The sequence below is a fragment of the Fimbriimonas ginsengisoli Gsoil 348 genome (assembly GCF_000724625.1).
Taxonomy (GTDB): domain Bacteria; phylum Armatimonadota; class Fimbriimonadia; order Fimbriimonadales; family Fimbriimonadaceae; genus Fimbriimonas; species Fimbriimonas ginsengisoli.
Genome location: NZ_CP007139.1, coordinates 1,212,786 through 1,235,774, shown reverse-complemented (window position 1 = coordinate 1,235,774; position 22,989 = coordinate 1,212,786). Strand labels below are relative to the sequence as shown.

At 62.2% G+C, this 22,989-nt stretch carries 19 protein-coding genes; 7 read left to right on the top strand and 12 right to left on the bottom strand.

The features are described 5' to 3' along the window. The first annotated feature begins 4 nt into the window (after positions 1–4). Complete coding sequence (locus tag OP10G_RS05595; RefSeq protein WP_084178837.1) at positions 5–901, top strand: phytoene/squalene synthase family protein; 897 nt, start codon at positions 5–7, stop codon at positions 899–901. 98 nt (positions 902–999) lie between these two features. Here OP10G_RS05595 and OP10G_RS05590 read toward each other — a convergent pair whose 3' ends face one another. The 3 genes from OP10G_RS05590 to OP10G_RS05580 are packed head-to-tail and all read right to left on the bottom strand — an operon-like array spanning position 1,000 to position 2,498. Then, positions 1,000–1,875 (bottom strand): glycoside hydrolase family 43 protein, encoded by an 876-nt coding sequence (locus OP10G_RS05590; RefSeq protein WP_025226871.1) that lies wholly within the window; start codon positions 1,873–1,875, stop codon positions 1,000–1,002. Between the two features lie 7 nt (positions 1,876–1,882). Beyond that, complete coding sequence (locus tag OP10G_RS05585) at positions 1,883–2,287, bottom strand: cupin domain-containing protein (RefSeq protein WP_025226872.1); 405 nt, start codon at positions 2,285–2,287, stop codon at positions 1,883–1,885. 16 nt (positions 2,288–2,303) lie between these two features. Beyond that, positions 2,304–2,498, bottom strand: coding sequence for a hypothetical protein (locus OP10G_RS05580; RefSeq protein WP_025226873.1), 195 nt, complete (start codon positions 2,496–2,498; stop codon positions 2,304–2,306). Between the two features lie 68 nt (positions 2,499–2,566). Between OP10G_RS05580 and OP10G_RS05575 the strand changes: the two genes are divergently transcribed. After that, positions 2,567–5,098, top strand: a complete 2,532-nt coding sequence (locus OP10G_RS05575; RefSeq protein ID WP_025226874.1) for a M14 family zinc carboxypeptidase — start codon at positions 2,567–2,569, stop codon at positions 5,096–5,098. A gap of 31 nt (positions 5,099–5,129) precedes the next feature. Next, positions 5,130–6,218 carry a Gfo/Idh/MocA family protein gene (locus OP10G_RS05570; protein ID WP_025226875.1) on the top strand — a complete coding sequence of 363 codons (1,089 nt, stop codon included), beginning with the start codon at positions 5,130–5,132 and terminating at the stop codon, positions 6,216–6,218. A 116-nt stretch (positions 6,219–6,334) separates the two neighbouring features. On the opposite strand, the gene OP10G_RS05565 is transcribed toward OP10G_RS05570, so the two are convergent. Beyond that, on the bottom strand, positions 6,335–6,805 hold the full coding sequence (locus OP10G_RS05565) for a hypothetical protein (protein WP_144241012.1): 471 nt from the start codon (positions 6,803–6,805) through the stop codon (positions 6,335–6,337). Between the two features lie 64 nt (positions 6,806–6,869). Between OP10G_RS05565 and OP10G_RS05560 the strand changes: the two genes are divergently transcribed. Continuing rightward, positions 6,870–8,261, top strand: a complete 1,392-nt coding sequence (locus OP10G_RS05560) for an aminotransferase-like domain-containing protein (RefSeq protein ID WP_025226877.1) — start codon at positions 6,870–6,872, stop codon at positions 8,259–8,261. An 18-nt stretch (positions 8,262–8,279) separates the two neighbouring features. Here the strand turns inward: OP10G_RS05560 and OP10G_RS05555 are convergent, their stop codons facing one another. The 8 genes from OP10G_RS05555 to OP10G_RS05520 all read right to left on the bottom strand — a co-directional run bounded on the left by OP10G_RS05555 (position 8,280) and on the right by OP10G_RS05520 (position 15,997). After that, the gene (locus OP10G_RS05555) at positions 8,280–9,287 is read right to left on the bottom strand and encodes a phytanoyl-CoA dioxygenase family protein (RefSeq protein ID WP_025226878.1); all 1,008 of its coding nucleotides are present in this window, start codon (positions 9,285–9,287) and stop codon (positions 8,280–8,282) included. Between the two features lie 120 nt (positions 9,288–9,407). Beyond that, on the bottom strand, positions 9,408–10,781 hold the full coding sequence (locus tag OP10G_RS27705; RefSeq protein ID WP_025226879.1) for an ATP-binding protein: 1,374 nt from the start codon (positions 10,779–10,781) through the stop codon (positions 9,408–9,410). Further along, entirely contained in the window at positions 10,778–12,442 is a 1,665-nt protein-coding gene (locus tag OP10G_RS05545) for an NAD(P)/FAD-dependent oxidoreductase (protein ID WP_025226880.1), read from the bottom strand. Before OP10G_RS05545 ends, OP10G_RS27705 begins: the two co-directional genes overlap by 4 nt. Positions 12,443–12,591: 149 nt before the next feature. Beyond that, a complete protein-coding gene (locus OP10G_RS05540) occupies positions 12,592–13,425 on the bottom strand; it encodes a phytanoyl-CoA dioxygenase family protein (RefSeq protein ID WP_025226881.1) in 834 nt (277 codons plus the stop codon). A gap of 37 nt (positions 13,426–13,462) precedes the next feature. Then, entirely contained in the window at positions 13,463–13,798 is a 336-nt protein-coding gene (locus OP10G_RS26175; RefSeq protein ID WP_144241011.1) for a hypothetical protein, read from the bottom strand. Positions 13,799–13,909: 111 nt separating this feature from the next. Beyond that, a complete protein-coding gene (locus tag OP10G_RS05530; protein ID WP_025226883.1) occupies positions 13,910–14,353 on the bottom strand; it encodes a MarR family winged helix-turn-helix transcriptional regulator in 444 nt (147 codons plus the stop codon). A gap of 120 nt (positions 14,354–14,473) precedes the next feature. Then, positions 14,474–15,541: a class I fructose-bisphosphate aldolase gene (locus OP10G_RS05525; protein ID WP_025226884.1), complete on the bottom strand. Its 1,068-nt coding sequence runs from the start codon at positions 15,539–15,541 to the stop codon at positions 14,474–14,476. A gap of 93 nt (positions 15,542–15,634) precedes the next feature. Next, on the bottom strand, positions 15,635–15,997 hold the full coding sequence (locus OP10G_RS05520; protein WP_025226885.1) for a Na-translocating system protein MpsC family protein: 363 nt from the start codon (positions 15,995–15,997) through the stop codon (positions 15,635–15,637). A 277-nt stretch (positions 15,998–16,274) separates the two neighbouring features. On the opposite strand from OP10G_RS05520, the gene OP10G_RS27600 reads away from it, so the two are divergent. The 3 genes from OP10G_RS27600 to OP10G_RS05505 are packed head-to-tail and all read left to right on the top strand — an operon-like array spanning position 16,275 to position 22,971. Then, positions 16,275–17,603 carry a hypothetical protein gene (locus OP10G_RS27600; protein WP_025226886.1) on the top strand — a complete coding sequence of 443 codons (1,329 nt, stop codon included), beginning with the start codon at positions 16,275–16,277 and terminating at the stop codon, positions 17,601–17,603. Continuing rightward, complete coding sequence (locus tag OP10G_RS05510) at positions 17,600–22,240, top strand: alpha-2-macroglobulin family protein (protein ID WP_025226887.1); 4,641 nt, start codon at positions 17,600–17,602, stop codon at positions 22,238–22,240. The genes OP10G_RS27600 and OP10G_RS05510 overlap by 4 nt, the downstream gene beginning before the upstream one ends. Continuing rightward, on the top strand, positions 22,237–22,971 hold the full coding sequence (locus OP10G_RS05505; protein ID WP_025226888.1) for a VanW family protein: 735 nt from the start codon (positions 22,237–22,239) through the stop codon (positions 22,969–22,971). The genes OP10G_RS05510 and OP10G_RS05505 overlap by 4 nt, the downstream gene beginning before the upstream one ends. The last annotated feature ends 18 nt before the right edge of the window (positions 22,972–22,989 follow it).

The following is a 22,989-nucleotide window of genomic DNA, read 5'->3' as shown; positions in this document are numbered from 1 at the left end:
TGAAATGCACGTCGGCAGTTCGATGGAGAGCGAACCAGTCGAAACGCGACCCCCTAGCCGGTTCGCGTCGCCGAACGATCATGCCGAATGCCGGCGTCTCCACCGGAAATTCGGGACCACCTACTATTTCGCGACCCGGCTTTTCGGCCGCCGCACCCGGGAGCGGGTCAACGCCCTCTACGGATTTGTCCGCGTGCCCGATGAGTGGGTCGACAACCCGGTGGGCGGCGATATCGAACGTCGGAATCGTCTCGAAGCGTATCGAAGCGAGCTCATCCGCGCCCTCGACGGGGTTTGCCCCACCCAGCCGGTGCTGCGAGCCTTCTGCGACGTCATGCACGAAGTCGGTATGCCCCTCGACGAGCCGCTACGGTTCCTCGACGCGATGGCTCAGGACCTTTCGATTTCCCGATACGAAACTTACGAGGACCTGCGCGACTACATGCGAGGGAGCGCTTCTGCCGTCGGTTTGATGATGTGCTCCGTCTTGGAAGCGGGGAACAATCCGGCCATGTTGGAAGCGGCGGTCGCCCTCGGTGAGGCAATGCAGCTCACCAACTTTATTCGTGACGTAAGCGAAGATTACAACCGGGGCCGGATCTACCTTCCCGCCGAGGACATGGCTCGCTTTGGAGTGACTGAGGCCGATCTGGAACCTACGCCTCGATTTCGAGAGCTGATCCGCTTCGAGATCGAGCGAGCCCGGAATCTCTATTCCCAAGCCGATGTGGGTATCCCGCTGCTTCCACCGCGTGCTCGCAAGGCGGTCCGTCTCGCCCGAATCCTTTACTCTCGAATTCTCGACCGCGTCGAAGCGAACGGCTACGACGTCTTCTCCGCTCGAGCCCGCACCTCGAAGCTCGAAAAGCTTTCCGTCTTAATCGTCGAGATCCTGCGCTAACGTGGCACGGGCGGCTCGCCCGTGGGTATCACGGGGCGGCCCGCCCCTGAGAATCCTCCTCAGAAACTAGCTCGGGCGAAGCGTCTGTGCCACTTCAACTAAACGGTATCGAGGGTCACTCCCAGGTTGGTTAACTTGACCGGCTCGATCGATCCATCGTCCCGGAAAATTAGCTCGTCAAGGCAGACCACCCGATGGTGTGGGCTCTCCGCCTCCAAGGGACGCCGATGGTAAGCGATCACGTAACGCTCGCTGTCCGGAAGGCGAAGCACCGAGTGGTGCCCGGCGCCGTTCGCGACCGAAGGCTCGTTTTGAAGGAGAACGCCCTCCCTCTTGAACGGTCCAAACGGCGTGTCCGCGGAGCCATAGGCGGCCAGGTAGGTGTGGTCGGTCCAGCCTCCCTCGGACCACATGAAGTAATAACGACCCGCGTGCTTAAGCATGAACGGCCCCTCCACATAATTCTCGGGAGTGATTTCAACGATCTCGCCCTGGATGGAAGTCATGTCGTCGCCTAGCCGGGCCATGACCGCGTGCTTCCAGCCTCCCCAATACAGGTACGGCGTGCCGTCGTCGTCGATAAACGCATGGGCGTCGATCGGCTGGGCTCCATGGTGATATTCCTTCACCAGCGGATGGCCAAGGGCATCGTGAAAGGGGCCATCGGGCGCGTCTGCGACCGCGACCCCCAGGCCGGCCCCGTCTCCGGCCGAGAAATAGAAGTAGTAGCGACCATCCTTTTCCGCGCAGCTCGGAGCCCAGGCGGCCCGGTTCGTGCTCCACGGGACGTCGGCGAAATCCAATATTCGCCCTTCGTTCCGCCAACCCGTGAGGTCGGCTGAGGACCATGCTTCAAAGAACGTCTGCTCCTCGTACGGAGCCGAAAAGGTCGGGTAGATCCAGAAGCGCCCCGCGAAGTGGTGGATCTCGGGGTCGGCGTAGCAGCCGGGCAGAACAGGGTTGCCGGAAGACATCCGGCTATTAAACCTTCGTTTGTCGGGGCCAGCCGAGCAGGACGGCATCGAACCGCTCGAAAACCGCCGCCATCCCTTCCGGAGATCGGTCCGATGAGGAATGAATCGCGTCGATGAGCTGGTGGGTCTTGGACGTCATCACGAGGAGGTACCTCGCGGGGACTTCGCCGGCGTTTCGGTAGCTGTGCACGGTCCCTTTCGGAACCAAGATGGCGGATCCCGCCGGCACCAGCGTCTCGTCCTCTCCTACAAGGAAGCTCAGAACCCCTTCCAGAACGTACCAAGCCTCGTCGCAATTCCGATGGTAGTGAAGGGGAGCAACCCATTCCGGCCCATCCTGAGTCCACTCCGCGATCACAAAATCGCTGTCCGAAGCGCCAACGAAGTCACCGGCAAGTGGAATCTTAAGCACTGCCGATTATGTGCCCTTATTCCAGGACCTTAAACTTGGCCAGGGACGATTCCCCCACCCACACGACGCTTCCGTCTTCAGCAACGGCCCGATATTCCGTTTCCTGCCATTCGCGACCGTCCTCGTCCATGTGCGTGATCCGGCTGTCGCCGTTCGCTTTGAACTCCTTCTTGTCCGAGGTCCGGATGACTCGCTGATTTTTCTTTAGCACCTCTAAATGGTAGCCCGCCCGGTCTCCTTAGGTTCCTGCCAAAGACATAGTCGGCTACAATTTCCCTCATGTTCGCCACCCTGATCGCGGGTCTCGCGCTGCTTGGACCGCGACCGTTCGACTTCTACTCCTTCGGTCCCTACGATGCCTCGGTTCCGAAACCCGAATCGGTGCTCGGTTACGCGCCTGGCGAACATCACACGAACTTTCGGGACCAGGAGCGGGTGATCTCCGCGATCGCGGCCGCGGCTCACGACCGCGTTAAAGTCATCCAATACGGCAAGACCCCGGAAGGCCGCCCGCTTCGTATCCTCGCGATCTCCTCTCCCCGCAATATCGCTCGCCTGGAGGCGATCCGCCAGGAGCACGCCGACCTCGCAAGCGGCAAAGGAGATCCGGCCAAGACGGTCCCGATCATCTGGATCAACGAATGTATCCATGGCGACGAGACTGCCAGCTTCGAGAGTGGCATATGGACCCTCTACAATCTCGCCGCCGCGCGCGGCGGGCCGCTGGCCAAGGCGCTCGACGAGTCGGTCGTCATGCTCAACCCGGTCTACAACGCGGACGGGCATGAGCGGTATGTCGTTTATTACAACTCGCTCGCCGTCGGCTCGTCCGACCCGGCCGCGTTCGAGGGATTCCAGCCGAGCACCGTCTATGGGCGGCTAAACCACTATCGATTCGATATGAATCGCGACCGGGTCGCGTTCAGCCAAGACGAGACGCGCCAGGAATTTGCGGAAATGCTTCGATGGGGGCCTCAGGTCTACATCGATCAGCACGGCCAGGTCAACAGCTACTTCTTCCCGCCCGAGCCGATGTCCATCAACCCGAATGTCAACCGAGCGAGGAATGCCAAATGGACGGAGCTTTTCGGCCGTGCCACCGGAAAGGCGTTCGATTCTGCGGGCTTCGGCTACTTCACCAAGGACGAGTTCGACCTCTACTATCCCGGCTACCTCGATTCCAGCACCACCCTTAGCGGCGCGATTGGAATGACCCACGAGACCGACGGGGGCCGCCGTCTTGCCAGCGAGCGGGAGGACGGCAGCATTCTCACCCTCCGCCGAGGCATGGAAAAGCATTTCCTGAGCGCGCTCACCGTCGTGAGGGCCGCGTCGGAGAACGCGAAGCCGCTGCTCGCCGACTACGCTAAATTCAAGCGGAACGCAAACAACGGCTCGTTCGCCGGCAAGTTCCAACGAGTGGTGATGACCTCCCCCGACCCGCGCCCGCTGATGCGGCTGCGCGAACAGCTCGGCTTTGCCGGAATCCGTTCCACCCTCGCCGCGCCGTTTCATCAAAACGACGCCCACGACTACTGGACCGGCGCGGCCGGCCCGGCCGACTTTCAGGGGAACGTCCTTGTAGTCGACATGGCGCAACCGCAAGGTCCCTTGGCGAAGGCGCTGCTGGAAATGCAAAGTGACTTCGAGCCGGAATTCGTGAAAGCCCAGACGGGCAAAAAGAAGACCGCGCCGGAAGGGGAGGAGTACCCCGGACCGGAGGGGAGCGAATTCTACGACATGACCGGATGGGCGCTCCCGTTCGCCCACAACCTCCGCGCCTGGTGGTGCGAGAGCGCTCCCGCGGTCCGAGCGTTGCCGGATCCGGTCTACGCCTTCAAACTCCTCCCCAGCTCGGTAGGTTATGCCTTGCCGTACCGGGACGAAGAGGACGCCCTGGCGGCGCTCGACGCGCTCAACGCCGGGGTGAGAGTCTCCTATTCGAATAAGCCGATGACGGTCGGCGGACAGTCGCTCCCCCGCGGGACCTTCCTGGTATTGGCCGATCGAAACGACGATGGGTACGAGAAACTGTTGGAAACCGCTCTCCGCGGCCGAAAGGCGGAAGCCATCTCGCTCAATAGCGGCTATCCAGAGGTCGATCGCGAGGGACCGGGCAGCGGCACCGTCGGCTCGTTGCGCAAGCCGAAGATCGCCCTCGTGATGGGATCCAATACCAATCTCGCCGAGTCCGGCGCGGCTTGGTTCTTGCTCGAGCGCATTTGGCATGTGCCGTTCACTCCTATTTCCGGCGACGCCCTGAGCCGAGGGGATCTGGGCCGCTTTACCGCTATCATCCTCCCTTCTCGTGGGGCGAGTTCGATCTCTCCTCATCTGAAGGACTGGGTGAGCGCGGGAGGCCATCTGGTGATGCTCGATGCCCCTAAGTGGGCGATCGGCAAAGACGCCTTCGCCGACCTGACGAAGTCGAAAGAGGAAAGCCAAAGCCTGCCCGGTTCGCTCTTCCGAGCCGAGCTCGACCCTCGCAGCCCGCTCAGCTACGGCTACGCCGCGCCCGCGACCGGCAAGATCGATATCGCGGTCCCGATCTCCGGCGATACGTTCTACGACGTGCGCAAAGAGGGCGGAAGCATCGTCGCCTTTAGCGCCGACGAGAAAGTTACCAAGCTGCTCAGCGGCTGGGAGTGGCCCACGGAAACCGAGAAAGCGCTCCGCAATACCGTCTTTCTCCAAGACGCCCCGATCGGGCAAGGCCACGTTCTCCTCTTCACGCAAGACCCTACCGACCGAGCCATGTGGCCGGGTCTCAACAAGCTTGTCCTGAACAGCATTCTTTTCGGCGGTAATTAGCTTCGGCCGGCCTCCGGCCTACAATGTGGCTATGGGAGAGCTTACGAGACGAGAGTTGATCGCCGGCGCCGGCGCGCTGGCTTTGTCGCCGCATATGTTTTGGCGGCAAGAGAAGACCAAGCCGGTCGGCTGGGCGATTCTTGGCCTTGGCGGTTACGCTCAAAACCAGATCATGCCCGCCTTCGCCCACTGCGATCACTCGCGGATCGTGGCGCTGATTAGTGGACATACCGACAAACTGAAGCGGGTCGGCGATCGATACGGCGTGCCGGAGAAGAGCCGCTACCTGTACGAAACCATGGACGCGATCCGGGACAACTCCGAGATCGAGGCGGTGTACGTGATCACCCCGCCGGCCACGCACCCAGAGTTTGCGGTTCGTGCCGCGAAGGCCGGAAAGCACGTCTGTTCGGAGAAGCCGATGGCGCCGACGCCGGCCGACTGCCGCCGGATGATCGACGCCTGCCGCAAGGCGGGTCGGCTCCTGCAGATCGGCTACCGATCGCACTACGAAACGCATAACATGCGGGCGATCCAGGCTTGTCGATCGGGCGAGCTTGGGCACATCAAGTCGATCCGGTCCGATCACGGATTCAACATGCCGGGTGGTACGTGGCGAACTCAACGCGCGCTTGCGGGTGGCGGCTCGATGATGGATATCGGCATCTATTCGCTCCAAGCGCTTCGGTATCTCTCCGGGGAAGAGCCGGTGGAGGTGACGGCAAAAATCACGAATCCGCCGAACGACGATCGATTTAGGGATGTCGAGGACACCGTCGATTTCACCTTGCGGTTCCCAAGCGGGCTGATCGGGCATGGAACCAGCGGCTACTCCTGGCAGCCCGGCAAGAACCGTTACGAGGTCGTGGGAGATAAGCACACGCTCGTCAGCGAGCCGGCGACTTCGTATGGCGGAAACACCTTGACTCTGGACGGAAATCCGTTCCCGGTTACCGCGAACGACCAGTTCGCGGCGCAGATCGACCACTTCTCGCAGTGCATCCGTAACCACACCAAGGTTAGGACGCCGGGCGAGGAGGGGCTCAGGGACATTCGGATCGTCCAGGCACTGTACGAATCAGCCCGGACGGGCCGGCCGGTTCGGATGCGGGCATCGTAATCGTTCTTGTGATTCCGGGAACCTCCACCCCAACCCCTCCTCCTCCCGTTCGCGATCTACGTTGCCGGCTTCTGCGGCGCTTTAGCCACGACGGCAAGAGGAGGGGCTCCGGAGAATCACGCCCTTCTCGTGTACTTCAACTCCCACTGAAGCTGCCAATTCTTGCCGCCGTCTTTGGTGCTTTCCCAGCGCCAGGTGAAGGCTTGAGGGGTGATGTCTTGGAAGATCATTCGATTGGCGAGCTTCGGCTTTGCTTTTTGCGGGATGGTATGGAGGACCATGTGGCCGTTTTCCATTCCGCCGACGAGGTCGATGTATCCGCCCTGGTTATCCACCCAGGTCTGCCTCCAGATTTTCGCTTTGGGGGCATAGACCGACCAGCTTTGACCGGCGAACGTTCCCATCGTAAAGCTCTCTTGGACGACCTTGTCGCCCAATACCCTTTCGATCCGATTTTCGGCCTTGGTTTGAGACCAAGTCTTGCCGTCCGGATTTAGAGAGCGGCCGACGGCATCCCAATTTCCTACCCAGAAATCGAGCGACTTTTCGTCCGTGACGGCGAGGCTGGCGAGAGAGACGGCGAGCATTGCGGCAACCATGCATCGTTATCCGTCGTTAGAGTAGCCACCCATATAGGACAATGCAGGTGAATTGACCGGACTAAGACTTGAACGTGATTCATCGGAGCCGATCTACCAGCAGATTGCGGAGCAGCTTCGGTCGCAGATCGCTTCGGGCGCCTTGCCGCTTGGTTGCCGCCTGCCAACCGTCCGCTCCTTGGCCGGCTCGTTGGATGTCGCGCGACAGACGGTATTGGAGGCTTACCGTCTGCTCGGGAGCTGGGGACTGACCGAGGCGAGAGTCGGAGACGGAACGCGCGTAGTCCGCGAATTGCCGAGTGCGGAGGCAAGGGAGAGACTTGCCGCATTGCTAGCGAGCGGACCCATGGCCGACTACGAACCGCTCAGCTCGGCGGGTGGGCTGCGGTCGTTGGCCACCGCCGTCCCGGACCCCGCGCTGTTTTTGCACGACGAGTTCCTCGCCGAGATCGCCGAGTTGCGTAACGCATCACCCTGGGCGTTCTATTACGCGCCGCCGGCTGGGCTCCCGGAGCTTCGGTATGCGTTGGCTCGAGAGCGTGAGACCGCGGAAGCGGAATTGCTGGTGACCCTCGGCGCGAACCACGCGATCGGCCTCTTGCTCGACGAGCTCTGCTCGCCGGGCGACCAGATTCTGGTGGAGGAGCCCGGTTTTCTTGGTATGGAGAGCTTCCTGACGATGCGGGGATTGGTGGCCGTACGAGCGCCCTCGGGTTCGGCGGGCCTGGATCTAGATGCCCTCCGCTCCCTTGTTAAGGGTGTGAAAGCGATCCTCTGTTGGCCGAGTTTTGGACCGGCGACCGGGTCGCTGGCGCCTTTAGAAACTCGCCGCGAGATAGTGAGGCTGGCCGAAGAGCGGGGAATCTACGTCGTCGAGGATGCGCATTACCGCCCGATCGCGTTTTACGGTCAACCGCCTCGCTTGCGTTCCCTGTCCCGTTCGCGGTTCGTCGTCGAAGTCGACTCGCTCTCCGGCTACCTCGCACCCGGGCTCCGCGCGGGCTGGGTCATTGCCGATCGGGAGCTGATCGGGCGCTTGGAGCAGAGAGTACGAGGGACCGGGAGTGCGGGACTTGGCTTTTCGCAATTGGCGCTGGCCGGCTACTTGCGAAAAGGGCGGCTCGCCGCTCATTTGGAACGGGTCATCCCGCGCTACCGCGCCCGACGAGCCGCCTTAACGTCCGGATTACGGTTTGAATGGCCGGACGAGTCGGCATGGTTCGAGCCCCTTGGCGGCCTTTCGGTCTGGGTAACCCTACCCACCGGCGGCCGGTACGAGGATCTGTACGAGCAATCGCTGATCCGGGGCGTCCCGTTCGCGCCCGGAGCGCTGTTCGGGGCTCCCTCAAACACGCTCCGCCTATCGTTCGGCACGCAACGGCCCGAGTCGATTCAAGAGGCGATGGCGATCTTAGGCCGGCTGGTTCGAGATCGAGTCCGGTAAGAGAGTTACGTTCCGGGGCTACTCGTCGTGATCCTCTTTGCCCGGCTCTTGGGCCGTCATCATCCCGTCCGGAGTGGCCATCATCATGGTGTGGACCATGCCGGAGTCGCTGACCGAGCAACGCTCGGGATCGGTCGCCGCGCAGGGGGTGCCGAACCGGGGGAGGCCGAATTCCAGGTGGGTGTTTCCCCGCGCCAAAATCTGCTCCTTGTTTCCGCCGCCCCAAGTGGTAAAGCTCCGGGCGTTGCAATAGTGGTTGACGAAGCTCCGGCGGAACCGGGTCTCGCTTCGGTTCTTAAGCGATCGGTGCAGCACGTGCCCGCCGAAAAACGCCACGTCGCCCGGCTCCATTTCGGCTGGAATCTCCACCGCCTTGTACCGCTCGGCGATCGGCTTTAGCGTGTTGAGGGGATCGTCGTCGTCGTTCGCGTATCCACCCACGTTCCGCACGCTCGGAATCCCCTCCAAATCCGTGTTTCCATACCCGTATCCGTTTTCAGGCGGATAGATCGGCTCGTTCCCGCTTCCGGGCGACATCCATAGACATCCGTTCTCGACATCTGCCTTGTCGATTGCGATCCAAGCCCCGATGAGCGTGTCCGGGAAGGTCGGAATGTAGTAGCTATCCTGGTGGAAACCCTGCCCATTGGCCCCCGGCGCCTTGGTAAACAGCATCGTCTGCATCGCCGCCACGTCCGGCCCGATCAACGCCGAGACCAGGTCGAGCACCCGCGGATAGAGCAGGTATCGCTCCCAAAGCTCGATCTTCTGGTGCCCCATATGGATCCGGTGGAGCAGATCGCGCGTGCTGGGCCTCGGCCCCGGCGGGATGTACACGAACTCGCTGACGTCGACCCGGTCCGCGAGCAGATCGTCGCAGTGCTGCGCGAGCTCGCGCACGTGTTCCGGTAAGACGACTCCGCGAACGACAAGGAACCCATCGCGCCGAAACGCCCGGTACTGGTCGACGCTTACGCGATACGGCTCGATGCCAAGCCAAGGATGGGTAGCGGCGGCAATGCTCATCTTCGAGTCTCCTACTCCATTGTGCAACGTCGCACCTGGAATGGTAGCGTCGGCGTCCTCGCCGATGGTCCGGAGGCCGGTCTGGAGACCAGCGATCCACCGGATCCCATTGCGCGGAAGCTAACTACCGTCCGGTAGTCGAATCTGAAACACCGTTCGCCCCGGCTCCGAGTCCACGCGAATGTCTCCATCGTGGTGGTCGGTCACGATTTTATAGGCGATGTCGAGCCCCAGTCCCGTTCCTTCGCCCACCGGCTTGGTCGTGAAGAACGGATCGAAAATCCGGTCGCGGATCTCTTCTGGAATTCCCGAACCGTTATCCTCGATCTCGACCAACAGACAATCTCCCTCTGCTTCGGTACGAACCTTAAGAGTGCCTCCGTTCGCCATGGCGTCTACCGCGTTGTCGATAAGGTTGGTCCAAACCTGGTTCAGCTCGCCAGGGATCGCATTGATAACCGGTGTATCCGGCGCGAACTCCTTCACCACTCGGATTTCCTTACGCCGGATCTTGTGACCCAGCATGGTGAGGGTGTCTTCGAGCCCGGGACGAACGTCGACGTTCTGCACCGACGCCTGATCCATCGCCGAATATCCTTTGATCGACGACACGAGGTCGGCGATCCGTCCGGTCGAGGTCTCGATCTCCCGCGAAAGAGACTGGACGATCAGCGCGTTCGCCAACCAGTCGAGTCCAACCTTCACCGCGTCGCATGGGAGCGCGAGTCCGAGTGCGTCGACATCCGCCCGTGCGAATCCCGCCTCGACCAGCGCCGACGCCACTTCCCAGGGATCGGGTACTCCAAGCTCCGTCAGGCGGTCGCCAATCTCGGTTTCCCGGTCACTTCGCTCAAGTGGCCCCAATTCCACCGGGGGCCTTTCCGCCATCTCGTGGAGCACCTTTTGCAGAGCGTGCAGGCCGTCCGGCCCGACACCATGTTCGCAAAGCCGAATCGCAGCCTCTCGTTGGGCTCCCAGACGTTCGCGCATGTGCGCGGCCGAGCGGCGGGCCGCGGAGGCCGGGTTATTCAGCTCGTGGGCCAAACCTGCGGCGAGCACGCCGAGTGAGGCGAGCTTGGCTCGCTGATTGTCGAGCGTCATGGCCTCCGGCCTCCGTTGGGCCAGGGCGGGAATCACGATCGCCATCAGCTCCGGGCATGCGCCGGAGACGGTGTGCATCGCACAGAAGAAGTCGATCTTGAGTAGACGGCTTGGCTCGAGCGCGGTGCCGGTCGCCAGGTTTTCGCCATGGGTGAGCACCGAGAGTTCGCCGGTGAATTCGCCCGGGCCGTGGTTGACGATGAAGAGCTCCTGCCCATTCACCTGACGGGTGATCTTGATCTCCCCTTCCAGTAGGACGAAGAAGCTGTCCGACCGCTCCTTCTCGCGGAAGATCTCTCCGCCCGGCGGCACTTCCACGATGTCGCCGAACGGCTCCAAGCACTGGATCTGCTCTTCCGTTAATACCGGAAAGAGATGCTCCTGCCGCCTCACGCCCGCACCTCTCGCAGGTACTCGTGGACGATTTGGACCGCGATACTTCCTTGCCCCACACTGCTCGCCACCCGCTTTACCGACCCAGATCGGACGTCGCCCGCCGCAAAAACCCCCGGCATGGAAGTCTCAAGAAGGGAAGGAGGGCGCTTCTCGGTCCATCGCTCCTTACCCTCGGGGATTTCCAACAGCTCGGGGCCGGTGGGAATGAAACCACGTTGGTCGCGGACGATGGTGCCGTCGAGCCAATCGGTCAGCGGCTCCGCGCCGATGAAGATAAAGATCGAGCTAACCGAGATCACGTCCTCCCCTTTGGGGCCCTCGATCCGGACCTTCTCAAGCCGGCCGTTGCCGATCATCTCCTTAACCTGGCTCTTCAGCCTGACCTCGATGTTGGGGGTCTTTCCGATTCGATCGACGAGATACTGCGACATCGCCTTGTCCAACGAGTCTCCGCGCACCAGCATCGTCACTTTTCCCGCGTAGCGAGCGAAATGCATCGCCGCCTGTCCGGCGGAATTTGCGCCTCCCACAATGCAAACTTCCTCGTCGCGGCAGTTGATCGCCTCCGTGAGCGCGGCGCCGTAATAGACCCCTTTCCCGAAGAGATTTTCCTCTCCGGCCACGTTCAGCCGCTTGTAGGAAACCCCCATCGCAAGGATCACCGCGTGCGCCACGATCTCTTGTCCATCCGCGAGGTGAAGGACCCGGTAACCATCTCGCGCCTCCAACTTCGTGGCTTCGGACGGGGTGAGCATCTCAACACCGAACCGGATCGCCTGATCGCGGGCGCGGCGGGCGAGATCGGCTCCCGAAAGACCGGTAGGGAAGCCAAGGTAATTCTCGATCAGGGAACTCGACCCGGCCTGGCCTCCGGGCGCCTCGCGCTCGACGACTACCGTCTGCAACCCTTCCGATGCTCCGTAGACTGCCGCCGCCAATCCTGCCGGTCCGGCGCCGACGATGGCGAGGTCGTAGAACGGACGCTCCACGTGCGTCTTGAGGCCGAGCCGTTCGCCTAGCTGCGCGGGGGTCGGCATTTCCAGGCACGGACCGTTGTCGGGCAGCGTTACAAGCGGGAACTTCCCGGGCGCCGACTCGATCACCTTCCGCACCTCGGGATCGTCCTTCTGCGCCTCCACATCGAACCACTGGTACGGGATCTGATTTCGGGCCAGGAAGTTCTTCACCGCGTGCGACTCCGGCGAATAGCGGTGCCCGTACACACGGATCCCCTCGAACGGAGGAGTGTAATCGGCAAACCAGTCGCACAGCAGATCCTCGACCACCGGGAAGAGCTTTTCCTCCGGCGGGTCCCAGGGCTTCAGCAGGTAGTAGTCGATCCGCGCGCCGTTAATCGCCCTTATTGCCGCGTCGGTGTCGGCATACGCGGTGAGCAGAACCTTCTTGGCGGTCGGAAAGTGATCGAGGGCTTGCTCGACGAACTCGACGCCGGTCATGCCCGGCATCTTTTGGTCCACCAGCATCAGCGCCAGAGCCTCGTTCCGCTCCTTCAGTTGCCGTACCACTTCCAGCGCGGCTGCGCCCGATCCAGCTCCCACGATCCTCAGCCGATCCGCAAAAGCACCTCGGAGGTCCCGCTGCACCGCCCGCAGCACCTCGGCGTCATCATCCACCGCAAGCAATACCGGTTTCGTCATGAGTTAGCTTAGCGTAACCTACCGTAGCGTCGACGCCCCTGCCGACGATGCCGAAAACGTTTGTCCGCACCCTGCCGGAGTAAATTAGGGTGTGCGGACAAGCATCGAACTGCCCGAAGAAGATCTTGAGCGCTAACCGGCCATATCGGCTACTCCGCCTCGCCGGGGCTGTGCTCCCGGAGCCAAACCCGTAGCGGCACGTCGGCGTCTTGCGGTGTGTAGAACCCGTTGCACGTCTCACCGAAGCCGAGAAGCTGCTTTCGGATCGGATCGCAATTGGGCCAGAGACTTTGGACGGTCATGTCGTCCTTGGTGCGGATCCACCGGTAACCGTATCCGTAGAACAGAACCTTGCGCGTGACGTCCGACCAGTTTGGGCTCGCGGTGTGCCAAAGCCGCCGATCGAACAGCACCGCCGATCCCGCCTTGACGAGCACCGGAACGGCTCCGTCCGGTTGTCCGACTCCGTCCGGCGGCATCGGGAGCGAATCGGATAACTGACTGCCGGGGACGACCCAGAAATTACCGCGCCCCTCCATGCTTACATCCGATAGGAAGTAAGCGACTTTAAGTGATAGCCGAGGACGCGGGTGGGTTTCGATTTCGCGGTTCACGCGCCCGCTGTCCTGATGCCAGCCGAACGTCTTATTGTCGGGAGCCTGGCCGGTGGGCGGGGTCACGATCAGGTGGGCGTGATAGAGATAGATGTTCCAGCCAAGGATGCCCCAAACCTTTGGAAGCACCCGGTCGTAGTCGACGAGCTCCTGGAAGAGCGGGTCGTCCGGGATAAAGTTTGGATGAAAGAGCGCGGCTTTCGGATCGCCGCCCGACGCTAACCGCGCGGCGTAGATCCGATCCGTCGCCTGCGTTAATTCGGCCACCTGTTGTGGCGAGAGGGCATCTTCTACCACCAGCAAACCGGTCGTCTCGAAGGTATGCCTTTCTCCGTCGGTGAGAAGATGCTGCAGTGCGGACTCTTTCATGGCTAGACTTTAAATGATGCGGCCGAAGCGCAGGTGTTTATTTCGACGGTGAATCGCCCCGGATAAAGATCATCTCCTTCCCGTTTCCCTGAGGCAGCTTTAGAGCGATCTTGTTCGGGCCAAGCCACCGGAATACCCATGCCAAGTTGGCGACCCGATCGTTTTCACGGACGTGCATGATGAGCACGTTCCCCGACCGCTCGTATTTGCCGACCAAGCCGGCGGCGGTAACGCCGGCGCCAAGCGACATGCTAAAGGAGCCGTTTCCGGCCAGCCTCATATAGGCGCTCCCCTCTCTCGGGTTGAGACGCCATTCACCCTGCAAAGAATTCGGTGGCGGACGCTGGGAACAACCGGCGACGAGCACCGCCAAGATAGAAAAGTAAAGCCCCCGGTTCAACAGTTGCGCTCCCAACCCATGATAGCAACGTCGCGATGGCCATTCGGAACTGTCCTCACTGGATCCGCCCAGCGGGAAGCTGGGCTAAGCCGCTTGGTGGCCGAGCTTGCGGAGCAGCGAATCGAGCGTTTGCTGCTCTTTCGGAGTAAGGGCGGAAGTAAGGTCGACGACCCGCCGAACGTGCTTCGGGAATTCGGCGGCAATCAGCTCTCGCCCGGCCTCTGTAAGGTGGATCCAAAGAACGCGACGGTCCTCGCGGCACCTTTCTCGGCGGACGAGTTCCAGTTTTTCCAGTCCGTCGAGCACGGACGTCATGTTGTTCGGGCTCTTCAAATGCTTCTGCGCGAGCTGGCTCGGCATTTGCGGACCGAGGTGCAACAGCGCCTCCAAGACTCCGAACTGAGTGGGGGTCAATCCTTCTAGGCCGTCGTGCGCCGCTTCAAACACACGGTTCGATGCACGAACCAACTTTATATACAGATCGAGCGATCGCCGCTCCTCCTCGGATCCCTCGTAGTGCGTCGGCATCGGCGATCTATATGCTACAGCTTCGAGGGGCACATCGCGCAAGACCTCGACAACTGGCCCACCATAATCTGCGAAACACTATGATTTCCTTACTTATCTGTCGCGTAGATCCCTCTGCGGTTAGGCGATGTCTATTCCAGTATCCAAATAGACGTCCTGAATGGCGTTCAAAAGTTCGATCCCCTGGGGCATTGGTTTTTGGAATGCCTTTCGGCCGCTGATAAGACCGGCGCCGCCGGCTCGTTTGTTTATCACCGCGGTACGAACGGCATCGGCCAAGTCGTTCTTCCCAGACGCCCCGCCGCTGTTGATAAGGCCGATGCGTCCCATGTAGCCGTTGGCGACCTGGTACCGGCAGAGATCGATCGGGTGGTCGGTCGTCAGCTCGGAATAGACCCGCTCGTCGGTCTTACCGTAGTCGCCGGCTTCACCTTTGAGCGCCTTGTAGCCCCCGTTGTTCTCTGGCATTTTTTGCTTGAGGATGTCTGCCTGGATGGTTGCGCCTAGGTGGTTCGCTTGGCCGGTAAGATCGGCGGCGACGTGGTAGTCCTTGTCCTTCTTGAAGGCGGGATTGCGGAGGTAGCACCACAGAACGGTGGCCATTCCCAACTCGTGGGCGCGGGCGAAAGCTTGACTGACCTCCTGAATCTGGCGGGTGCTTTCGTCGCTACCGAAGTAGATCGTGGCGCCCACTGCCACGGCGCCCATGTCCCACGCCTGCTCGACGCTCGCGAACATGATCTGGTCGAATTTGTTCGGGAAGGTCAGTAGCTCGTTGTGATTGATCTTGACGAGAACCGGGATTCGGTGCGCGTACTTTCTCGACACCGAACCGAGCACCCCCAAAGTGGAAGCAACCGCGTTGCATCCACCTTCGATGGCGAGTTTCACGATGTTTTCGGGGTCGAAATAGTCGGGATTCGCGGCAAAGCTGGCGCCCGCGCTGTGCTCAACGCCTTGGTCGACCGGGAGGATGCTGAGGTAGCCTGTCCCGGCCAGCCGCCCGTGGCCATAGAGCGCCTGCATGGAGCGCAGCACCTGTGGCGGCCGGTCCATCGGCACGAAAATCCGGTCCACGAAATCGGGTCCGGGAAGGTGCAGCCGGTCTTTGGAAATGGTGCGGCACGTATGCCCAAGCAGGGACTCGGCGTCGGCGCCGAGCAGGGTTTGAATCTGGGTAGATGTCACGTCGTTGTGTCTCCGGGAAAAGCGTACCGCCTGAGTAGCATCGGCTCCCAGCCGATGAACATTCCGGTCATCGGCTAGGAGCCGATGCTACGTTTAGCTTTCGAGGTTCTCGCCCAGGACGTAGGCTTCGAGTTGCTCGCCTACTCGCACGTCGAGATCCCAGTAGCTTCGGAGGACGGGGCAGCCGCAGACTCGGGCTATGGCGGCGTGCACGGAATCGCGGGTGAGAGAGCGGAGCTCGCGCCGGGCGCTCTTGATCAGCTTGCGGCCTTCTTCGGTTGTGCTGAGTTGTTCTTCGTTCGGCGTATAGATCTCGTTCGTGAGAACAACGACGAGACTTCCCGACACGGTCACGTGGATTCTTCCGGGAGCACGGCCCTGCTGCTCCCGGTGGTACCGGCTGACCACGTTCGCGATCTCCAGTTCGAGCGATTCTTTGCTAGTCGAGTTAACCACCGCTACACATCAGAATACGACGCTTTGGACTCGAATTGCCGGTACGGGGCCATCAAAAATACGAGGTGTTAACCTTTCTTGGTCCTTCGACGCCGCTTAGGTGGGGGAGGTGGCGATGGGTCGAACGGCCCAACTGGAAAAATCTCTAAAAATCTCCATACCGACGGAGGCGATCTGTGCGTCAATGGAGACGAGAAATCCTGCCCTCGCGATCGCTAAGGGGGCAACAATGCCGCTCTCCTGAGTGGTGGTCCTGGGGGCGGATGCTCGAGGCCCTATGTTTTCGTTGATCGCGCTTGCGCTCGCTTTTCTCTCCTTCATCGCTTTTCGTGGCCGCGGGCCTGCTCCGGCACGTCCTGAGGCCGTCCGTATCGGCGCCCTTGTCGCCATTACCGCGCTCTCCTGCATCCTTGCCTCGCGGTACGGACCCTCCGAAGACTCGGGAGGGGTGGTCGCAGGCTTAGTAATTGGCGCGGTGGTCGCGCTCGGAGGAGAGTTGTTCGGCGGGATCGTGGCTCCGCTCGCGGTCGGCGTCGCCGGCGCGGCCGCGCTCCATTTCCTCAAGACGCCTTTGATCTCATCCGCTCAGTTGGCGCTGATTTGCGGGGTCGGGTTGGGAACTTTGGCGTTAGGGATCGAGGGCGCGGTCATCGCGTCGTTGGCGGCGGCGGTTTGCGCGGCGGCGGACGGGCTGGGGGCACTTCACGCGAATGCGCCGGCGGCGGCAGTGGTCGGAACGATGGTCGGACTCGGCGCGGTAGTGGGGACGTTCCTGGCGATGTATGTGCCCGACCGCCTGATCGCCCTGAAACCGGTGGTCATCGGCGCGGTTACGGTGGCGGGCGCATTTTTCGCCACCCGGCCGCTTAGCGAGACGGCGATGCTTGTGGCGGTGGGGCTCGGCGCGCTGGCCGGGGTCGTGGTCTACTTCGTCTTGCCGGAAGAGGAGGCGGACGCGGTACGGATCGGACTTTCCACCGTCATCGCGATTGGGGTAGCGACGATCGCGTTTGGTCTTGCAAAAGGCGCGGGAATGGCACTCGCCTTGGTCACGATGGCGGCCGTTCTTCTGGGATCGAATCACCGGCGGGCGTTCTTGACCGTAGGCCCGCTCGTCGGATTGGTCCTTTATCGCCTCCTGCGCGAGCAACATCCCGATCTGTCTCGGGCTCTCGACATCGGCCAGCACTACGCGATGCTCGGGGTGGCGCTTGGCGCGGTCGTTCCGCTTTTGCCAAGCGACTGGTTGAGCCGCCGCGGTTGGCGGGGCGCGGCGGGGGCGTTCCTCTGGAGCGTATTGGCCCTCGGATTTCCGGCGTTAGTAGTGGTGATGCTGGGTGGTAAGGGCGCGGTCGGCTTCGTAGCCGGGCTTGGTCTCTCCGGTCTGTGCCAGGCGTTGCGCCGGGAGCGGAGCCTGATGCCGCTGGCGGTGGCGGCAGGACTCTCGGCGACGACGGTCGCCCTCCTGGGATGGCTTCGCGATTCGGCCGATCTGAGTCGCGATGAGAAGGTGCACCTGTTCGCTTACACGGGCGGAGGATTGGTGGTGATCGCCGCACTGCTGGCGCTCGTATCTCGCCCGGCGAAAGTGGAGGTGGCGTCATGAAACGAGCGGTTGGACTTTTGATCGGCGCGTTATTCTGCGGAGTCCTGCTGAGTTACGGAGTAACGGAAGAGGTCCCGGTGGGCCGGGTCTCCGGCCACCTAACGATGAAGGAAAACGGCAAGCCGCTGGCCGACGCGGTGGTTACGTTGAGCCTGATTGGGGCTCCCGAAGAGGAGCGGCCACGCGCAAAAGGGGTGGAGACGAAAGCCGACGGTACCTTCGCGTTTCCGCCGCTGCCGGCCGGCCCTTACAACCTCGATATCTCCGCGAATGAGCACCACCTGAAGCGCCAAGTGGTGATGGTTGAGGAGGGAAAGGTCCAAACGCTCTCGCTCGAAGCAACGCCCAACGATCCGCACCTGAGCCTTTACGCGAGTCAGCGGGTGTTCACCCCGGACGAAACGCCGAAGATCGAGCTCCAGGGGTTCGTCCGGTCCGACGAAGTCAAAATCGCGGTTTACCGTCTGGATGTCGCGAAAATCGCGGCCAAAGGCGGACTGCAGGAAACGCTATCTCCCCTTGCCGGCCCGAACGCGGGGGACGTTCGCCATCTCTACGAAGCTGGCGAGCGGGTCGCAGACCTCTCGCATCGCATCGTCAAGCGCGACGCCGAAGGCGCATTTATCGAACCTCTCACCGTCGGCAAGCTCGCGGAAGGTTTCTACTTCATCACCTGCACGGCGGGGGATAAGCGGGCGAGCACCGCGATCAACGTTTCGAATCTAGCGCTCGTCACCAAGTCGTTCCGGGGCCGCGCCGTCTGTTATACGACCGGTTTGGCTTCGGGCCAGCCGGCGAGCGGGGTAGAGATCCTCGGGCAAGGAAAGAGCTCGCTCGAGAGCCTTGGGAAGACGGACGCGCAAGGGTCCACGGAAGTCGCGCTCCCTCCCGGAAAGGAGAATCGAGCGGTTCTGGTCGCTCGGCAAGGGAAGTCGATCGCCCTCGTCGGGTTCTTCGACGAGCGCGCAAACCAAGAGAACGTCCGCATCGTCGGCTATTGCGAGCGCCCCGCCTATCGGCCGGGCGACGAGATCCAGTTCAAAGGGATCGTCCGCAGGATTTCGAAGGACGGGTATCTCCTTCCCGGAGCCGGGACAACCTCGGTGACGATCCAGGATCCGGACGGCAATCCGATTCAAACGATGTCGCTGCCGATCTCCGAGCACGGCACCTTCCACGGGTCGTTCACCACCAGTCCGGAAAGCAAACCGGGAGGCTACGATGTCAAGTGCAAGGCGTTCGGCGCCGAAAGCAGTGGGATCTACGCCAACGTCGTGGCTTACCGAAAGCCGGAGTATTCGGTCGAAGTCACTTCGGACCGGTCGTATTACGTGATGGGAGACACCGCGGCGGCGGCGATCGAGTGCCGCTATTACTACGGCGGCCCCGTGGTCGGAGCGAAGGTGAAGGTTAGCGTCTTTCGGTCGCCGGCATGGCAATACGAAGGAGAGGGGGAGGAAGCCGGGATCACGAGTAGCGGAGCGGGAGAGTATTCCGAGCAAATCGATGCGGTGACCGACGCCAGTGGGCGCGCCCATATCGAATTCCCGACCCGGGTCGAGGGAGACCCGAGCTTCTTCACCAACGACTACGTTTATAACGTCAGCGCGTCGGTAACGGAGGAAGGGGGCAAGTACTTCGACGGCCAGGGCGAGGTGCGCGTCGTCCGAGGGGACCACGACCTCACTTTGGAGGTTCAGAACCCGATCATTCAGCCCGGCGAGACTGTCGATCTCCTCCTGAAAACGACGGACGCGGTCAAGCGTGATCTGCCATCGCCGAACCATATGGTGACGGTGGAAGTGGGGCGCGAGGTCTGGACAAAGGATGAATCCGTGTTCGTTCCGCGAGAGAAGCTTCAGGCGACCACGGGGGCGGACGGTACAGCCCACCTTCGAATTCCGGTCGACAAAGCGGATTCGCTGACCTTCCGGGCTACGTCGCGAGACGCGGCGGGGCGCGAAGTGGTGGCGGAGGCTTCGGCTTACGTGGAAGGGTCGCCGGCAATGGCGGAGCGGCTGAAGGGGAGCCTTGCCGTAACTCTCGACCACCGCGAGTACTCGGCGGGGTCGAACGCCCGAGTTTTGATTCAGACGGATCTCCCCGGCGGATCGGCGCTGGTTTGCGTCCAGGGCCAAGGAGTGCTCTGGCGCAAGGTGATTCCAGTCACGTCGTCGAGCACGCTCGTCACGGTTCCGATCGTCAAAGACTACGCGCCTAACGTGTGGGTCTCGGTCGCCTACATCAAGAACAAAAAATTCTTGGAGGCCGACAAGCGCTTGAAGGTGGCGCGAAACGATCACGACCTGCGGGTGGAGGTGAAGAGCGATCGGGATGTGTATAAGCCCGGGGATACCGCCCGCGTCACGGTTCGGACGTTCGATAGCCAGGGCCGACCCAAGGCGGCCGAGGTTTCGCTAGGGGTGGTGGACGAAGGGATTTATGCGATCGCGCAAGATGCCACGAACATCCGGGAAGCGCTTTACCCTGACCGGTCGGAGGGGGTGGTCACGTCGTACTCGTTCCCCGAGATCTACCTCGACGGCGGGGATAAGGGGAGTTCCAAGGTTCCGCTTCGAACCAAGTTCAAGGACACCGCAGGGTGGCTGCCAACGGTTTGGACCGGCGCCCGAGGCGAAGCGACGGTTCCGGTACCGTTGCCGGACAACCTCACCGAGTGGCGAGTGACCGCCGTCGGGGTTAGCGACGCTACCGACGTGGGGATGACGACGCACACCTTCCGGGCTCGGAAGGAGCTGATGGTGCGGCTGCAACTTCCGCAGTACCTGGTCGACGGCGACCGGCAGCGGATGACGGTGGTCGTCGCCAACGACACCGGGCAGGATCAAGACGTCAACCTGAACATCACCGCGGAAGGACTTGTCGTGGCAAACGCCGGGCAGCAGAGAGTCCACGTACCGAACGGGAAACCGCAGACGGTCGAATTCGATGTCACCGCCGGTCCGGCCGGCGTAGCGGCCGTCACCGCGCGGGCGTGGATCGACCAGGGGCCGAACGATGGGGTGCGGCAATCGTTCCCGATCGCCGCGCACGGCCGGCCGGTACTGAACGCGAAGGCGGGCGAAGGGAATGCCGACTTTACGCTTCCGATCCTTCCGACCGCCGATCCCAAAGCGGGGTCGCTGAAGATCACCCTCAGCCCCACGCTGGCCGGAGACTTGGTCGGCACCCTCGACCGTCTGATCGGCTTCCCCTATGGATGCACCGAGCAAACGATGAGCCGGTTCCTGCCGAGCGTGCTCGCCGCCCGAACCATAAAGGATCTCGGGTTGCCCGAGCCGGAAAAGCTTCGCGACCTGCCCCGTATCGTCCGCGATTCGGTAGCGAGACTGGAGTACATGAAGCACGGCGACGGCGGATGGGGTTGGTGGGAATACGACGAGTCGAACCCGTTCATGACCGCGCTGGTGCTGGATGGCTTGGACCGCGCCAAGCGTGCGGGGTACGACACGAATCTCGACCTCACCCAAACCCTGAACTGGGGAATGGAACGGCTGAAGACCGCGAAGGGGAAGGACGACCGGGTTCGCGACAAGATCTACCTCGCCTACGCCCTGCTCCGGCATGGCAAACAGGAGGCGGCGAATTACCTGAAGTCGGTCGACCTCGCCAAGCTCTCGCCCGACGCGCTTGCCAACGCGGCGTTGGCATTCCACGAAGCGGGCGATGCGGCACGGGCCGACGCCGCGCTTGGCTTGTTGGTGAAGTCCGCCCAGGGGAGCGAGGGGGTAGCGTACTGGCCTCCGGAAGACGATGCCTGGGGGGCGGAGCCGACGGCGCTGACGCTGGTGGCGTTTGAGACGATTCGGCCGGAGGACCCGATCGTCCCTCGCATCGTGCGACACCTGATGACCACGCGCAAGGGAGACATGTGGGAGTCGACTCGCGACACTTCGTACTCGCTGGTCGGCCTCACCGCTTACCTCTCTCACACGAAGGAGCTGAACGGAAATGCGACCGCCACCGTACGCGTGAACGGGAAGGTCGTAGGCACCGTTTCGCTCGATCCGCGGGTGCTCGACGACAAGAGCCGCACGATCGAGATTCCCCGCGCCCAGCTGGGGAGCGAAGCGCGCATCGAGATCCAAAAGGTGGGGGATGGGGCGTGCTATTACTCGACGGAGCTGAGGCAGTTCGACGCTCCTCCGGTGCTCCAAGCCGAATCTACCGATCCGGGACTGAAGATCGAGCGGCGCTACTACCGGCTCGAACCGCGCCGGCTCGAGAATGGAACGATGAAGCTTCTGCCGAGCCCAACGCCGGTGGATAGCTTTAGGTCGGGCGAGCTCGTCAGAGTGGAATTGGTGGTGAACAGCGACGTTCCCCGGCAGTTCGTAATGATCGAGGAGCCGACGCCGAGCTCGTGCCGGGTGCAAGAGCGGGACGCGATCGGGCAGTACGAGGAGTGGGGTTACTGGTGGTCTCGCACCGTAATCCGCGACGACCGTATTGCGTTCTTCGCGACCTGGGTGCCGAAGGGGGTGAGCAAGATCTCCTACACGATGCGCGCGGAGCAGGCGGGCCGGGTGCGGGTGCTTCCGACGAGGGCCGCGAATATGTACGACCCGGCAACCTCTGCTTCCACCGCCGAGGCGACGTTGGAGGTGGCAAAGTGAGGGCCTGGAGCGCGGTCTTCGCGATGCTCGCGGTAGCCGGCGGAGGTTTGGCCATCTGTGCGGTGCCGCGTGAGGCGACCCTCGGCGCGTACTCCACCTCGCTCGCGGAGCGGAGCACGTCGCAACGACATAACGCACAACTTTCCCTGAGCCGGCTTGTGGGGGCGGAGATTCCGACGGGGGCGACCTTCTCGTTCAACCAGCGGGTCGGAACGTTCTCCCGAGATCAGGGATATCGAAAGGCGCCGGTGAGCTACAACGGCCAGCTTATCGACGACTGGGGCGGCGGGGTTTGCCAGACGAGCACGACTTTGTATAACGCGGCCCTCCTCGCGGGAATGCGGATTGTGGAGCGGAACCGGCACCGGTTCCAACCCTCGTACGTGCCGCCGGGGCGCGACGCCGCGGTGGCGTTTTCGAATATCGACCTGCGGTTCACCAACCCTTATTCGTATCCGGTGCGAATCGAGGGGACGATCGCGGGAAGCCGCCTCGAGATCCGATTTGTCGCGCCACAAGCTCCGGCGATTCGCCCGGAGGTCGTCTCCGATGTACACGACGTCCAGAGCCCCGAGACCTTCGTTTTAGGCGCGCCTTCGGGGCGTCGTCGGGTTCGGAACACCGGCAAATCCGGGTTTGAGGTCTCTGTCTATCGCATCACTGGGCCACGTCGCGAGCTCATCTCTCACGACAACTATCCAGCGATGAACCGAGTGGTCGAAGTGAGGTGAGTTTCGGGGTACGTGCCC